11 protein-coding genes and 1 pseudogene are annotated in these 14,189 nt (G+C 71.8%); 7 read left to right on the top strand and 5 right to left on the bottom strand.

Annotated elements, in window-relative coordinates:
* A pseudogene (locus ACOV8S_RS26190) lies at positions 1 to 523 on the bottom strand (hypothetical protein); the annotation flags it as partial.
* A 513-nt stretch (positions 524 to 1,036) separates the two neighbouring features.
* On the opposite strand from ACOV8S_RS26190, the gene ACOV8S_RS26185 reads away from it, so the two are divergent.
* Positions 1,037 to 3,127, top strand: coding sequence for a PhoX family protein (locus ACOV8S_RS26185; protein WP_448320727.1), 2,091 nt, complete (start codon positions 1,037 to 1,039; stop codon positions 3,125 to 3,127).
* On the opposite strand, the gene ACOV8S_RS26180 is transcribed toward ACOV8S_RS26185, so the two are convergent.
* Together ACOV8S_RS26180 and ACOV8S_RS26175 are read right to left on the bottom strand one after the other, a co-directional pair.
* A complete protein-coding gene (locus ACOV8S_RS26180; protein WP_448320884.1) occupies positions 3,067 to 4,185 on the bottom strand; it encodes an endonuclease/exonuclease/phosphatase family protein in 1,119 nt (372 codons plus the stop codon). The two genes, ACOV8S_RS26185 and ACOV8S_RS26180, sit on opposite strands and share 61 nt — an antisense overlap.
* Before the next feature lie 32 nt (positions 4,186 to 4,217).
* Entirely contained in the window at positions 4,218 to 4,586 is a 369-nt protein-coding gene (locus tag ACOV8S_RS26175; RefSeq protein ID WP_448320725.1) for an ADP-ribosylation/crystallin J1, read from the bottom strand.
* A gap of 254 nt (positions 4,587 to 4,840) precedes the next feature.
* Here ACOV8S_RS26175 and ACOV8S_RS26170 point away from each other — a divergent pair, with 254 nt between their 5' ends.
* The 3 genes from ACOV8S_RS26170 (at position 4,841) to ACOV8S_RS26160 (ending at position 8,586) form a co-directional block, all read left to right on the top strand.
* Positions 4,841 to 6,661, top strand: a complete 1,821-nt coding sequence (locus ACOV8S_RS26170) for an acyl-CoA dehydrogenase (RefSeq protein WP_448320723.1) — start codon at positions 4,841 to 4,843, stop codon at positions 6,659 to 6,661.
* Positions 6,662 to 6,985: 324 nt separating this feature from the next.
* Positions 6,986 to 8,281 carry a M18 family aminopeptidase gene (locus tag ACOV8S_RS26165; protein ID WP_448320721.1) on the top strand — a complete coding sequence of 432 codons (1,296 nt, stop codon included), beginning with the start codon at positions 6,986 to 6,988 and terminating at the stop codon, positions 8,279 to 8,281.
* A gap of 80 nt (positions 8,282 to 8,361) precedes the next feature.
* Positions 8,362 to 8,586 (top strand): DUF6458 family protein, encoded by a 225-nt coding sequence (locus tag ACOV8S_RS26160; protein WP_448320719.1) that lies wholly within the window; start codon positions 8,362 to 8,364, stop codon positions 8,584 to 8,586.
* A 56-nt stretch (positions 8,587 to 8,642) separates the two neighbouring features.
* On the opposite strand, the gene ACOV8S_RS26155 is transcribed toward ACOV8S_RS26160, so the two are convergent.
* Entirely contained in the window at positions 8,643 to 10,466 is a 1,824-nt protein-coding gene (locus tag ACOV8S_RS26155) for an NHL domain-containing thioredoxin family protein (protein ID WP_448320717.1), read from the bottom strand.
* 47 nt (positions 10,467 to 10,513) lie between these two features.
* Positions 10,514 to 10,765 carry a GntR family transcriptional regulator gene (locus tag ACOV8S_RS26150; RefSeq protein ID WP_448320715.1) on the bottom strand — a complete coding sequence of 84 codons (252 nt, stop codon included), beginning with the start codon at positions 10,763 to 10,765 and terminating at the stop codon, positions 10,514 to 10,516.
* A gap of 112 nt (positions 10,766 to 10,877) precedes the next feature.
* On the opposite strand from ACOV8S_RS26150, the gene ACOV8S_RS26145 reads away from it, so the two are divergent.
* The 3 genes from ACOV8S_RS26145 to ACOV8S_RS26135 all read left to right on the top strand — a co-directional run bounded on the left by ACOV8S_RS26145 (position 10,878) and on the right by ACOV8S_RS26135 (position 14,063).
* A complete protein-coding gene (locus ACOV8S_RS26145) occupies positions 10,878 to 11,153 on the top strand; it encodes a hypothetical protein (protein WP_448320713.1) in 276 nt (91 codons plus the stop codon).
* 57 nt (positions 11,154 to 11,210) lie between these two features.
* Positions 11,211 to 11,714 (top strand): LURP-one-related/scramblase family protein, encoded by a 504-nt coding sequence (locus ACOV8S_RS26140; protein WP_448320711.1) that lies wholly within the window; start codon positions 11,211 to 11,213, stop codon positions 11,712 to 11,714.
* Positions 11,715 to 11,936: 222 nt separating this feature from the next.
* The gene (locus tag ACOV8S_RS26135) at positions 11,937 to 14,063 is read left to right on the top strand and encodes a YncE family protein (protein WP_448320710.1); all 2,127 of its coding nucleotides are present in this window, start codon (positions 11,937 to 11,939) and stop codon (positions 14,061 to 14,063) included.
* Positions 14,064 to 14,189: the final 126 nt, after the last annotated feature.

Below are 14,189 nucleotides of genomic sequence, written 5' to 3'. Positions count from 1 at the left end.
CGACGTCCTTGCTCTCGGTCTCCGCGGCGGCCTCGACGGCTTCGCTGCCGGCCTCGCTGTCGGCCTCGGCATCGTCCTGCGCGGCGGACTCCTCCGTCGCAGCCTCCGCCTCGGCGGCGGGCTCGTCCTCGGCAGGGGTCTCCGCAGCGGCCTCGGTCCTGGCGTCAGCGGCGGCGTCAGAAGCAGGGGCGGCGGCGTCGCTCTCGGCGGCGTCAGAAGCAGGGGCGGCGGCATCGGCGTCCTCGTCGGTCCCCTCCTCCTTCACCTCCTCGATGCGGGCCTCGATCTTGGCCTCCGCCTCGGCGAGGTCCTCCGGCTCGGCCACGGCCTGCGGCACCGGGGTGCCGTCCGCGGCCTTCTCGTCCGCGGCCTCCCCGTCGGCGGCGGACTCTCTGGCCGCCGGGATGGCGTCGTCACCCGGCGCGGCGGGCGACGGGATGGCGACGCCGTCGAACGCGGCGGCCACCAGCTCGTGTTCCGTGTCCCCGGTCGGCTGCTCGGGCGAGGAGGCCGGCGTCGGCACCTTCGCCGAGGCCTCGGACCCGGCGGCCGAGGAAGAGTCCGAAGCGGAGGCGGAAGAAGAGGACGTGGAGGGAGAGGAAGAAGAAGAGGAGGACGCCTCGTCCGGGGCGCCACCCTGCGCCGGGACCGTGGGCTCCGCATCGGCAGCGCGTTCCTTCCGCGCCTTTCCGAACTTGTTCCGCAGGAGAGAGAAGATGCCCATGTGTCGCTACCCTTCGGAGGAGCTGAAGCCCGTCGAACCCTGGCCAGGACGGACACGTAAGGTTAGCGGCCCCCTTGGGGCCGCTCGGTAAGGGGCGCACGCCCCGGGCCCCCGGCCGCACCCGACCGGACGCGTCCCATCGGGTGCACCCATGCCCCGAAGGGGTTTGACGACGCCTGCGAAGACCGGTCCCGCGCGGCAGGACCCGTATCGCTGCCGTCGGTTCAGCCTCCGTTCACCCGCACGATCCGTTCCCGCACGTCTTCCTCCCTAGCGTCACGCCCACACCTAGGGCACAAGGGGAGAAACGAAGTGCGCAAACCGCTGCCGCTCATCGGAACGCCGTCCGCCGCTCACCCCGGCGGCCGGTCCGCCCTGACCTGTCGCTTCCGGTGCGGTGACGCCTGTTTCCACGCGGTCCCGAACACCAGCGACAACGAGTACATCGGCGACATCGTGGCCGGCGCCGTCAGCCGCCGTTCGGTGATGCGCGCCGCCGCCGTGGTGACGGTCGCCGCCGCGGCCGGCGCCACCACGGCCTTGGGCGCCGAACCCGCGCAGGCCGCACCCGTCACCGGGGCCGGTCAGGACCACCACCGCCCCGGGAGGCCCGGGAAGACGGAGGGCGCCCGCGGCCTGCGCTTCACGCCGGTCGCGCCGAACACCGCGGACCAGGTCACCGTCCCCGACGGCTACGGCCAGAACGTGGTGATCCGCTGGGGCGAACCGATCCTGCGCGGGGCCCCGGAGTTCGACCCCGAGCACCAGAGCGCCGCCGCCCAGGCCGGCCAGTTCGGCTACAACAACGACTTCCTGGCGCTGCTCCCGCTGCGGGGCGAGCCGCGCCGTCAGATCCTCGTCGCCAACCACGAGTACACCGACGAGATCCTGATGTTCCGCGACTACGACCCCGCGAACCCGACCCCCGACCAGGTGGAGATCGCCTGGGCGGCGCACGGCCTGTCCGCCGTGGTCGTCGAGGAGGACCGCCGCACCGGCGCGCTGCGTCCGGTCCGCCGGCACCACCTCAACCGTCGCGTCACCGCCACCACCGAGTTCCGCCTCACCGGTCCCGCGGCCGGCTCGGACCTGCTGAAGACCTCCGCCGACCCGACCGGCCGCAAGGTCCTCGGCACCCTCAACAACTGCGCGGGCGGCACCACCCCGTGGGGCACCACGCTGCACGGCGAGGAGAACTTCAACCAGTACTTCGCCAACTCCTCGCGCCCCACCGACGCCCGTTACGGCATCGGCACCGGCGCCACCGAGCGCAAGTGGGAGCGTTTCGACAAGCGCTTCGACGTCGCCCAGGAGCCCAACGAGGTCCACCGCTTCGGCTGGGTCGTCGAGTTCGACCCCACCGACCCGGACTCGACCCCGCGCAAGCACACCGCGCTGGGCCGCTTCAAGCACGAGGCCGCGACCGTGCGCCTCACCGACGACGGCCGCCCGGTGATCTACTCCGGCGACGACGAGCGCTTCGACTACGTGTACAAGTTCGTCGGCTCGAAGCGGATGGCGAAGGGCAACTCCCGTGCCGCCCGCGAGCACAACCTGACGCTGCTGGACGAAGGCACGCTGTACGTCGCCCGGTTCACCGGCGACTCCCCGGCCGCCGAGTTCGACGGCACCGGCAAGCTGCCCTCCGACGGCGAGTTCGACGGCGGCGGCACGTGGATCCCGCTGGCCACCGCCACCGCCAGGGGCGCCGTCTCGCACGTCGACGGCATGACCGCCGACGAGGTGTTCGTCTTCACGCGCCTGGCCGGCGACAAGGTGGGCGCCACCAAGATGGACCGCCCCGAGGACGTCGAGCCGAACCCGCGCACCGGCAAGGTGTACGTCGCGCTCACCAACAACACCGACCGCGGCAAGGCCGGCAAGCCCGGTGTGGACGAGGCCAACCCGCGCAACCTCAACAAGCACGGCCAGGTCCTGGAGCTCACCGAGTCCCGCAACCGCGCCGACGCCCGCACGTTCGCCTGGAGGCTGTTCCTGGTCGCGGGCGACCCGGCGGACCCGGCGACCTACTTCGCCGGCTTCCCCAAGGAGAAGGTCAGCCCCATCTCCTGCCCGGACAACGTGGCGTTCGACCCGCACGGCAACCTGTGGATCTCCACCGACGGCAACGCGCTCGGCAACCACGACGGCCTGTTCGGCGTGGCCACCACGGGTGAACGGCGGGGTGAGCTCAAGCAGTTCCTGACCATGCCGAAGGGCGCGGAGACCTGCGGCCCGGTCGTCCAGGACCGGCGGGTCCTGGTGTCGGTGCAGCACCCGGGCGAGATCGCCGGGGCCGACGTGGCCCACCCGGCCTCGCAGTGGCCCGACGGTCCGGGCACCTACGTCCGGCCCTCCGTGGTCGCCGTGTGGCGCGAGGACGGCCAGGACATCGGCGTCTGACGCCCCGGTCCGGCCTCCTGGGGACGGAGGGCGAGGGTCACCAGCAGTGCCCGGTGGTCCGACCCCTCCATCTCCTGGAAGCGCGCGTCGCGGGCGGTGGACCCGGCGGAGACCAGCACGTGGTCGATCTGGACGCCCGGGGCCGGGCCGCCCGTCACCGGCCAGCTGGACGCGCGGGCGGCGCCGGCCAGGGCGGCGGCGTCCGCGAGGCCGCCGTCGCGCAGCAGGCGGCGGAAGGCGGCGTGGTCGCGGGAGGCGTTGAAGTCGCCGGCGAGGATCACGGGGGTGTCCTCGGCGGCGGCCCCGCCCTCCCGGGCCGCGGGCCCGCGGGCCGCCCGCTCCCGGGCCCAGCGGCGCAGGCCGTCCAGCTCCGTTCGCCAGGCGGCGAGCCGCCCCGGGGTCGGGGGAGAGGGATGGGCCAGTTGGAGCCGCACCCGGTGGCCGTCCACCTCGACGAAGGCGCCCGGCTGCCCCATCTCCGCCGGGACGCTCCCTGCGGGTGTCAGGGGCCGCCGCGAGAGGATCACCGACCCGGCCGGGCCCCATGCCTCCACCGCGTGGTGGTGCGGGTGGGTGGCGGCGAGGGCGTCGGCCAGCTCCCGCACACAGTGGGGGTCGCACTCCTGCACGAAGACCAGGTCCGGCTCCTCACGCCGGACGAGGTCCACCAGGGCGTCGGCGGCCTGCCCGAACTGCAGGTTGGCGGTCAGCACCCGCAGCTCGGCCGCGGGAGCCCCCTCGGTGGCGCGGGCCGCGCCGGGCGCCGCCGTGGACCCGGGCTCAGCCGTGTACCAGGTCAGGAGCGCGGTCAGCCCGACTCCCCAGACCGCCAGGGCGGGACGCCGGGCGGGCAGCGCGCACAGCAGCCCCAGGCCGGCCGGGACCAGCAGCCAGGGCAGGAACGCGAGCAGTTGCGGCACCGGGGTGGGGCCGTCGGCGTCGGCGACCCGGAACGCCGTCACGGCGGAGGTCCCCGCCAGGAGCGCCGCGGACCCCCAGGTGGCGACGGTACGGCCGGCGCCCCGGCGTCCCCCGCCGGGCGCCTGCTGCTGGTTCATGGCGGCCACGCACCCATCGTGCCGCACCCGGCTCATCGCGGGGCGTGGAACTCCCGCACGACCTCGATGCGCCCGACGATGTGCCGGTCGAACTCGTCCAGCTCCTCCGCCGGCACCCAGAGCTCCAGGATGGTCTCGCCGCCGGCCTGACGGACCGGGTAGCGGGCCAGGAAGTCGCTCTCCACCTCGAAGCGGGTCACGTAGCCCGAGCCGGAGGCCGGCACGTTCCAGTCCCGGGCGATGCGGACCGCGTAGTCCTCGTTGAGCACCGGGTAGAAGATCGGCTGCTCCGGCAGCCGCGGCGGCCAGGCACGGTGGCCGGACGCCGCGACCAGCGCCAGCTCCTCCGGGCCCACGGGGCGCCAGAGGGTCGTGGTCGTCGTCGTCCTCGTCGCGGTCATGCGGTGACGATAGGGGGAGCGGGACCTGCGGGCCACGCGGTTTCCCGGCCCGCGGAGGGCCCGCTTCGAGCTACCGCTGGTAACGCCACCATGGTCCGGCAACCCTTCCACCAGGCACGACGCCGTCGCGGCGGGAGTATTCGGTCACAGATGGCCCAGGCGGGGTTGCGGCTTATTACCGACGGGTAGCATCATCGTTGTTACCTGCCGGTAGACCGCCGGAATCCGCCACCTGATCCCTTACGGAGCCGTCGATGGGGCACTACAAGTCGAACCTCCGCGACATCGAGTTCAACCTCTTCGAGGTCCTCGGGCGCGACAAGCTGTACGGCACCGGCCCGTTCGCGGAGATGGACGTCGACACCGCTCGCAGCATCCTCGAAGAGGTAGCCCGCCTCTCGGAGAACGAGCTGGCCGAGTCCTTCGCCGACGCGGACCGCAACCCCCCGGTGTTCGACCCCACCACCAACACCGCGCCCGTCCCGGCGTCCTTCCGGAAGAGCTACCAGGCCTTCATGGACTCCGAGTACTGGCGCCTCGGCCTCCCCGAGGAGATCGGCGGCACCCCGGCGCCGCGCTCCCTCATCTGGTCGTACGCGGAGCTGCTGCTCGGCTCGAACCCGGCCATCTGGATGTACGCCTCCGGCCCGGCCTTCGCCGGCGTGCTCCACGACGAGGGCAACGAGGTCCAGAAGAAGATCGCGGAGATCGCCGTCGAGCGTCAGTGGGGCGCCACCATGGTGCTCACCGAGCCCGACGCGGGCTCCGACGTCGGCGCCGGCCGCACCAAGGCGGTCCAGCAGGCGGACGGCTCCTGGCACATCGAGGGCGTCAAGCGCTTCATCACGTCCGGTGAGCACGACATGTCGGAGAACATCCTCCACTACGTGCTCGCCCGCCCCGAGGGCGCCGGCCCCGGCACCAAGGGCCTGTCCCTCTTCCTCGTCCCGAAGTACGAGTTCGACTTCGAGACCGGCGAGCTGGGCGAGCGCAACGGTGTCTACGCCACCAACGTCGAGCACAAGATGGGCCTCAAGGCCTCGAACACCTGCGAGATGACCTTCGGCGACCAGCACCCCGCCAAGGGCTGGCTGGTCGGCGACAAGCACGACGGCATCCGCCAGATGTTCCTCATCATCGAGTTCGCCCGCATGATGGTCGGCACGAAGGCGATCTCCACCCTCTCCACCGGCTACCTCAACGCGCTGGAGTACGCCAAGGAGCGCGTCCAGGGCAACGACCTGGCCGGCGGCAAGGGCTCCCCGAAGGTCACCATCACCCACCACCCCGACGTCCGCCGCTCCCTGCTCACGCAGAAGGCGTACGCCGAGGGCATGCGCGCCCTGGTGATGTACACCGCCTCCGTCCAGGACGCCATCCAGGTCAAGGAGGCGAACGGCGAGGACGCCTCCGCCGAGCAGGCCCTCAACGACCTGCTGCTCCCGATCGTCAAGGGCTACGGCTCCGAGAAGGGCTACGAGCAGCTGGCGCAGTCCCTGCAGACCTTCGGCGGCTCCGGCTTCCTGCAGGAGTACCCGATCGAGCAGTACATCCGGGACTCCAAGATCGACACCCTCTACGAGGGCACCACGGCGATCCAGGGCCAGGACTTCTTCTTCCGGAAGATCGTCCGCACCGGCGGCGCCCCGCTCACCGCGATCGCCGAGGAGATCAAGTCCTTCATCGGCCAGAACATCGGCGGCGAGGACCTGGCCGCCTCCCGCGAGCAGCTCGGCCGCGCGGCCGGTGAGCTCGAGGCGATCGTCGGCCAGCTGCTGAACGACCTGATGGCCTCCCAGGAGGACGTCAAGAACATCTACAAGGTCGGCCTCAACACCACCGGTCTGCTGATGGCCGCCGGTGACGTGATCGTCGGCTACCTGCTGCTCAAGGGCGCGGCCGTCGCCGTCGAGAAGCTGCAGACCGCCACCGGCAAGGACGTCGCGTTCTACACCGGCAAGATCGCGGCCGCGAAGTTCTTCGCGAAGACCGTCCTGCCGGGCGTCACCCTCGCCCGCAAGGTGGCCCAGAGCGTCGACCTGGACATCATGGAGCTGCCCGAAGAGGCCTTCTGATCCGGCTGACGCCACCCGGCCTACGGCCTGTGCCCCCGCCCTCCGGCGGGGGCACAGGCCGTTTCCGCGTTCAGGAGGAGTTTCCCGGAAAATGCGACACAGAGCCGGCCGCGGCCGCGCTGCCGGCCCGGTGTCCGGCGTCGTCGCCGGCATCCACCCGGCCCGGCGGGCCGTCAGGGGATCGAACCGGTGGAGGCGCTGCGCCGGTGACCGCCACCGCGGCCCGGCGGCACGCACCCCGCATACGGGACGGGACCGCCCTGGCCGCCCGGTCGCCCGGTGGGCGTCGAAGCCCGTGGACCACCGCACTCTAGGCTGGCTCCCATGAGCGCACCCATCCGCTTCGACCGCGGCCACACCGACGACCTCATGACCTACCTGGCGGCCTCCCCGTCGCCGTACCACGCCGTGGCCAACGCCGCCGCGAAGCTCCGGGAGGCCGGGTTCCGCGAGCTGTCGGAGACGGACGCCTGGGACGCCTCGGCCGGCGGCCGTTACGTGATCCGCGGCGGCGCGCTGATCGCCTGGTTCGTGCCCGAGGGCGCGGCCCCGCACACCCCGTTCCGCATCGTCGGCGCCCACACCGACTCCCCCAACCTCCGCGTCAAGCCGCTGCCCGACACCGGGTCCCAGGGCTGGCGGCAGGTCGCGGTCGAGATCTACGGCGGCCCGCTCCTCAACTCCTGGCTCGACCGCGACCTGGGCCTGGCCGGCCGGCTGACCCTGCGCGACGGCAGCACCCGTCTGGTGAACGTCGACCGTCCGCTGCTGCGTGTCCCGCAGCTCGCCATCCACATGGACCGCTCCGTCCACACCGACGGACTCAAGCTGGACCAGCAGCGCCACATGCAGCCCGTCTGGGGCCTGGGCGACGACGTCGCCGAGGGCGACCTGATCGCCTTCGTGGAGGACGAGGCCGGCCTGGAGCGCGGCTCGGTCGCCGGCTGGGACCTGATGACCCACTCCGTGGAGGCCCCCGCCTATCTGGGCCGCGACCGCGAACTGCTGGCCGGGCCCCGGATGGACAACCTGCTCTCGGTGCACGCCGGCACCGCCGCGCTGGCCGCCGTGGCCGCCGTCGACGACCTGCCGTACATCCCGGTGCTCGCCGCCTTCGACCACGAGGAGACCGGCTCGCAGTCCGACACCGGCGCCGACGGCCCGCTGCTCGGCACCGTGCTGGAGCGCTCCGTGCTGGCCCGCGGCGGTTCCCTGGAGGACCGGGCCCGCGCCCTCGCCGGCACCGTCTGCCTCTCCTCAGACACCGGCCACTCCGTGCACCCCAACTACGCGGAGCGGCACGACCCGACGCACCACCCGCGCGCCGGCGGCGGCCCCATCCTCAAGGTGAACGTCAACAACCGCTACGCGACCGACGGTTCGGGCCGCGCGGTGTTCGTCGACGCCTGCGAGCGGGCCGGAGTGCCGTTCCAGTCCTTCGTGTCCAACAACTCGATGCCCTGCGGCACCACCATCGGCCCGATCACCGCGGCCCGCCACGGCATCCGCACCGTCGACATCGGCGTGGCCATCCTGTCCATGCACAGCGCCCGCGAACTGTGCGCCGCCGACGACCCGTTCCTCCTCGCGGGCGCGCTGGCCGCGTTCCTCCAGGGGTAGCGGAACCCTTGTGACACATGGGCGGCAGCCGCCCGGGTATCCGGGGTTGACGAAGAATCCTCACGAAGGAGACACACGTCATGGGACTGGGTGGCTGCATCGTCCTGATAGCGGTGGGAGCGATTCTCACCTTCGCCACCGACTGGGAGATGAGCGGCGTCAACGTCGACCTGGTCGGCATCATCCTGATGCTCGTCGGCCTGATCGGCGTGGCGACGTTCACCAGCATCGCGCGGCGCCGTCGCGTGGTCATGCCGCCGGCGACGACCGCGGTCGTCGAGGAGGAGCCCCGCCGCCACTACTGACAGGCGGCGGAACTCCTCTTCTCGTCAAGCGGCTCTCCTCGTAGGGCGGCGCGTGGTTACGCGTCGAGCCCGGCGAGCACCAGCGGCAGGCGGGTCGCCCCGTCGGCCGTGAGGCGGACCGGGACGCCCCAGTCCTGCTGGTGCACGTGGCAGGCGGGGTACTCGTTCGCCGGATCGTCGTCGCACGAGGCGGCCATCGCGGAGACATGGAGCACGCCCTCCGCCACCGCGGGGTTCAGCTCCAGCTCACGGCTCAGATCGGTGTCCGCGCCCTCGCCCGCGAGCAACAGCTCCGGCGGGGTCGAGGAGACCAGCAGTCGGGTCGACGGCCCGTACCGGGTGTCCAGCTTCTGACCCGCGGGAGCCTGGAAGATCACGTCGAGCTCCAGCCTGCCCGGGGCCACCTCGGTCGCCGCACGCCGCGTGCGGTGCGCGACCGACTCCACCCGTACCGCCTCCTCCGGCAGCCGCAGCCGGGTCAGCCGGTGCCGGGCCGACTCGACGACCACGATGTCCCCGCCGGCCAGCACCGCGTCGCTGGGCTCGCGCAGATCCGTGGCGAGCGTGGTGACCTCGCCGGTGGCGGGGTCGAAGCGGCGCAGCGCGTGGTTGTACGTGTCGCTGACCGCGACCGAGCCGTCGGGCAGCGGGGTGACGCCCAGCGGATGCTGCAGCAGCGCCTGCCCCGCCTCGCCGTCGCGGTGGCCGAAGTCGAAGAGCCCGGTGCCGACCGCGGTGTGCACCGCGCCCTCGCCGTCCACCCAGCGCAGCGCGCTGGTCTCGGAGTCCGCGAGCCACAGCCGCTCGCCGTCCGTGGACACCGCGAGCCCCGAGGGCTGCGCGAACCACGCCTCCCGGCCCGGGCCGTCGACCAAGCCCTCGTTGGTGGTGCCGGCGGTCACCTCGACCGTGCCGGCCGCCGGGTCCCACGCCCACAGCTGGTGCACGCCGGCCATCGCGATCCACACCTTGCCCCGCCAGTGGGCGACGTCCCACGGCGAGGAGAGGCTGACCTCGCGGGCGGCGCCCGAGGTGGGCTCCCCCTGCATCCACTGCCGGCCGGTGCCGGCCACCGTGGTGACCTCGCCGGTGACCAGGTCCAGGCGGCGCAGCGCGTGGTTCACGGTGTCCGCGACCACGACCGTGCCGTCGTCCAGCAGCGCGAGACCCTGCGGCTCGCTGAACAGGGCGGTGGCCGCGTCACCGTCGGCCAGACCGCGGCTGCCGCCGCCGATCCGGCGCACGACGCTCTCGCCGTCCGCGTCGAGCTCCACCAGCTGGTGCCGGGTGGTGTCGCTGACCAGGAAGTTCCCGCTCGGCAGCAGCAGCGCCTTGCCGGGGAAGCGGAGGGTGGTCGGCTCCGGCTCCGGCGGCACGTACGGGCCGTCGCCGCGGCGCAGGGTGCCCTTGGCCTCGTGCTCGGCCTCCAGCTCCTCCACCAGCTTCTCGATGGCGTGCGCGTGGCCCTCGCCGGCGTGCTGGGCGACGACGTAGCCCTCGGGGTCGATCACGACCAGCGTCGGCCACGCCCGGACGGCGTACTGCTTCCAGGTCGCCAGCTCCGGGTCGTCCAGCACGGGGTGCTCCACGCCGTACCGCTCCACCGCGTCCACCACGGCCTGGTGCTCCGCCTCGTGGACGAACTTCGGCGAGTGCACGCCGATGATCACCAGGGTGTCCCGGTGCTTCTCCTCCAGCTCCCGCAGCTCGTCCAGGACGTGCAGGCAGTTCACACAGCAGAAGGTCCAAAAATCGAGAACGACAACGCGTCCTCGCAGGTCGGAAAGGGTGTACTGCTTACCGCCCGTGTTCAGCCAGCCGCCCTTGCCGATCAGCTCGGGGGCGCGAACGCGGGCGCGACGGGGCGCGGAGTCGTTCATCCCTCAAGGGTGCCACGGGGGTGAACGGTGCTTGTGGGCACCGTCCCTCACTTCCCTGGGGGCAGCGGATCGGCGACGAAGCTTCCCCGCGCAGGCCGCGTGACCACCAGCCCCGCGTCCCGCAGGAAGGCCAGCGCGCGGCGGACGGTTCCCGGGCCGACGCCGTAGTGGTGCGTCATCGCCAGCTCTCCGGGCAGACGCGTCCCCGGCGCGTACTCGCCGGACCTGATCTTCGCCTCGAGTATCGAGGCCAGCTGCTCGTAGACGTACTGGGGCGAGTCGGGATTGATCTTGTCCACACGGTGACCGTATGCGACCGTGCACCACTACGCATTACCCACCACCACTACCCACCACTACCTACCGCCCCTCTGCGTCGTTGTCACGGCGTACCGACGAGAGGAGCGGCCCGTGACGGACGAACCCACCCTGCGGCGGCTGCCGTGGACGGAGGACGGGAGGCCGGCGTTCCTGTCGGGGGACGACGGCCCCGTCTCGCGGCTCGCGGACGAGGTGGAGGCCCAGCAGCTGGAGACCGCCGCCGTCGTGCTGACCCTCGCCCGCGAGACGCTCGCCTGCGGCCGGACGACGCTGCTGGAGGCCACCTGGGTGAACCGCCGCCTCACCGAGTGCCTGCGCGACGCCCTGCACGTGGCCGAATCCCGCGGCGCGCGACTGGGACTGTGACCGCCGTTCGGTCTACCCACCGCGTCCGGAGCCCTCCGGTGGGGAACTCCATCTCCCATGAGACTCGTGGTGCGCGAACGCATGGTCGCCGTGGGCGACGACTACTGGATCGAGGACGAGAACGGCAACAAGGTCTACCTGGTCGACGGCAAGGCCATGCGGCTACGGGCCACCTTCGAGCTGAAGCACGGCCGCACGGACCAGGTGCTGCTCCGCATCCACCAGAAGATGGTGGCCCTCCGCGGCACGATGGTGATCGACCGGGACGGCGAGACGCTGGCCACCGTGCGGCGCAAGCGGCTCTCGCTGCTGCGGAACCACTACACGGTCACCATGGCGGACGGCACGGAGCTGAACGTCAGCGGCCGGATCGCGGACCGCGAGTTCGCCGTGGAGCACGAGGGCGAGCTCCTCGCGGTGATCTCCCGCCGCTGGCTGACCCTGCGCGACACCTACGGCATCGACATCGTGCGCGAGGACGCCGACGCCCCGCTCCTGGTCGCGGTGGCCATCAGCGTGATCCAGCTGGCGGAGAAGGACCGCGGGGGCGGCGACGACTAGGCCCCGGGCGGTGGACTCCGCCTTTCGGGAAGGAGGTGTGACGAAGGCGAGGGGATTCACAGGAGAAACCCTGTTCTCTGTTGTCACAGGCACGTCATATGCTGCCCTCGGCAGTCGCGCCCCGCGTGCAAGGCGCCCCGCTCGAAGGGCGGCCTCACGCGTGTGTTGTCGCGCGACCCTCGCGCCCGGCGATCACCGGGTTCCCTGGGGGGTACACCACCTGTGCGCAGGCGCAGCATCTCCACCGCGACGGCTCTGGCCGTCCTCTTCAGCTCGGCGGCACTGACCGTCACCGCGGCCGGCACCGCCTCGGCCGCAGCCTCCGTCGTCGAACCCGGCGGCATGGTGGCCCACGCGGGCCTCCAGCGTGTCTTCGTCGCCGACCGCAACGGCGGCACCATCACCGCCGCGGACTGGTCCGGCGGCCTGATCAAGAAGGTCTCCGGGGTCTCCGACGTCACCGGGCTGGCGCTGTCGGACGACGGCTCCACGCTGTACGCCGCGGCCGGCGGCAGCCACGAGATCCTGGCCTTCGACCCGGGCACGCTCACGGTCAAGCACCGCTGGGCCATCAACGCCGACGAAGGCCCGCGGCACGTGGCCTTCACCGCCGGCAAGCTCTGGTTCAGCTACGGCGACCAGTACGAGGGCAACGTGGGGTCGCTCGACCCGAACTGGACGGCTCCGGTCGAGCCCACCGAGCCTCCGGTCGAGCCCACCGAGCCGCCGGTCGAGCCCACCGAGCCGCCCGTGGAGCCGACCGAGCCTCCGGTCGAGCCCACCGAACCGCCCGTGGAGTCCACCGAGCCTCCGGTCGAGCCCACCGAACCCGCCCCGGCGGAGGTCTCCGCGGCCGTGGAGGAGGACGGCCCGGTCAGGATGGAGCTCTTCTCCTCCTCCCAGTGGCACAGCGCGCCCGTGCTGGACGCCGACCCGTCCTCCCCCGGCCTGCTGGCCATGGGCTCGACCAGCGTCAGCAGCAGCCCCACCGCCGTCGTCGACGTCTCCTCCGGCACGCCGGTGACGCTGGCCTTCGGCAGCGGCAAGCCGTGGGGCGAATTCCTCCGCGACGTGGACCTGGCGCCCGGAGGCGAGGTGCTGGTCGACGGCACCAGGCGCCTGACCTACGCGGACGGCGTGTTCTCCGTCGCCGGCGAGTACCCGGTGGACTCGTACTACGGCGCCCGCTCGGACGTCAACGGGGACGGCACCGTCGCCTCCTTCGACCCCGTCGGCGGCGGCAACATCTCCGTCTTCGCCCCCAAGGGCACCCAGCCGCTGCGCACCCTCTCCACCGGCGGTACCGCCGCCGACGTCGAGTGGGCGCCGGACTCGTCCAGGCTCTTCGCCCTGGTCAAGTCGTCGTCGAACTACACCTACACCCTGAAGGCCTTCACCAGCCCGAAGCTCAACGTCCCGTCCCTGACCGTCAGCGCCCCCTCCAAGGGCGTCATCGGCACCAAGCTCACCGTCACCGGCAAGATCACGGCGACGCTCCCGCTGCCGGCCGGGGTGAAGCTGTCGGTCGCCCGCATCGACGTGGCCAGCCCCAGCGGCAAGGCGCTCGCCTCGGTGACGACCAAGGCGGACGGCACGTTCAGCTTCACGGACACGCCTCCGGCCGGCGGTGACGTGGTCTACCGGGTCACCTACGCGGGCGACGCCACGCACACCTCGGCCGTCAAGTCGGACACCGTGGTCATCCCGCGGACCTCGACCTCGCTGACCCTGAACAACAACGGCAAGGTCTACTCGTACGGCAAGGACGTCACGTTCACCGCCCACCTGGGCAAGACGTACTCCAACCGCACGGTGGAGATCTGGGCCAACCCCTACGGCTCGGACAAGCCCGACAAGCTGCTGAAGTCCGGCAAGGTCAACTCCAGCGGCAACATCTCCGCGGTCGTGGACATGAAGCGCGACACCACGGTCACCGCCGTGTTCAAGGGTGACGCCAAGTACGCGCCCAAGACCGTGAAGTCGGTCGGCTACGCCAAGGTCAGCATCTCCAACAGCGTCTCCGGCCACTACAAGACCGGTTACGTGGGATCCCACAACTACTACTGGTTCCGCAAGACCAAGGACGTGCTCGTCGGCACCACGATGAGCTACTACTCGGGTCGCGCGGCGCGCTACGAAGTGCAGATGTACTACAACGGCGCGTGGCGCAGTGGTGTCTCGGACTACTTCCAGCTGTCCAGCACCGGCAAGGTCACGGTGAACCTGGGCGCCTCCGGCCAGGCGGGCCTCAAGTTCCGCGTCCGGACCAGCTACATCAACAACTCGTCCGGCGACAACGTCAACTCCACGACGTACGGCTCCTGGAAGTACCTGTACTTCACCAACTGACGCCCGTCACGCCACGACGCCGCGTCCCGGATCTCCGGGGCGCGGCGTCGTGCTGTCAGAGGCGTGCTGTCAAAGGCGGGCTGTCAAAGGCGTGCTGTCACAGGGAGGGGCGGGGCGGCGTGGGGA

The organism is Streptomyces sp. CO7 (genome assembly GCF_053474865.1).
The sequence above is the reverse complement of the archived record's forward strand: the minus strand, read 5'-3'. Positions and strand labels throughout refer to the sequence as shown.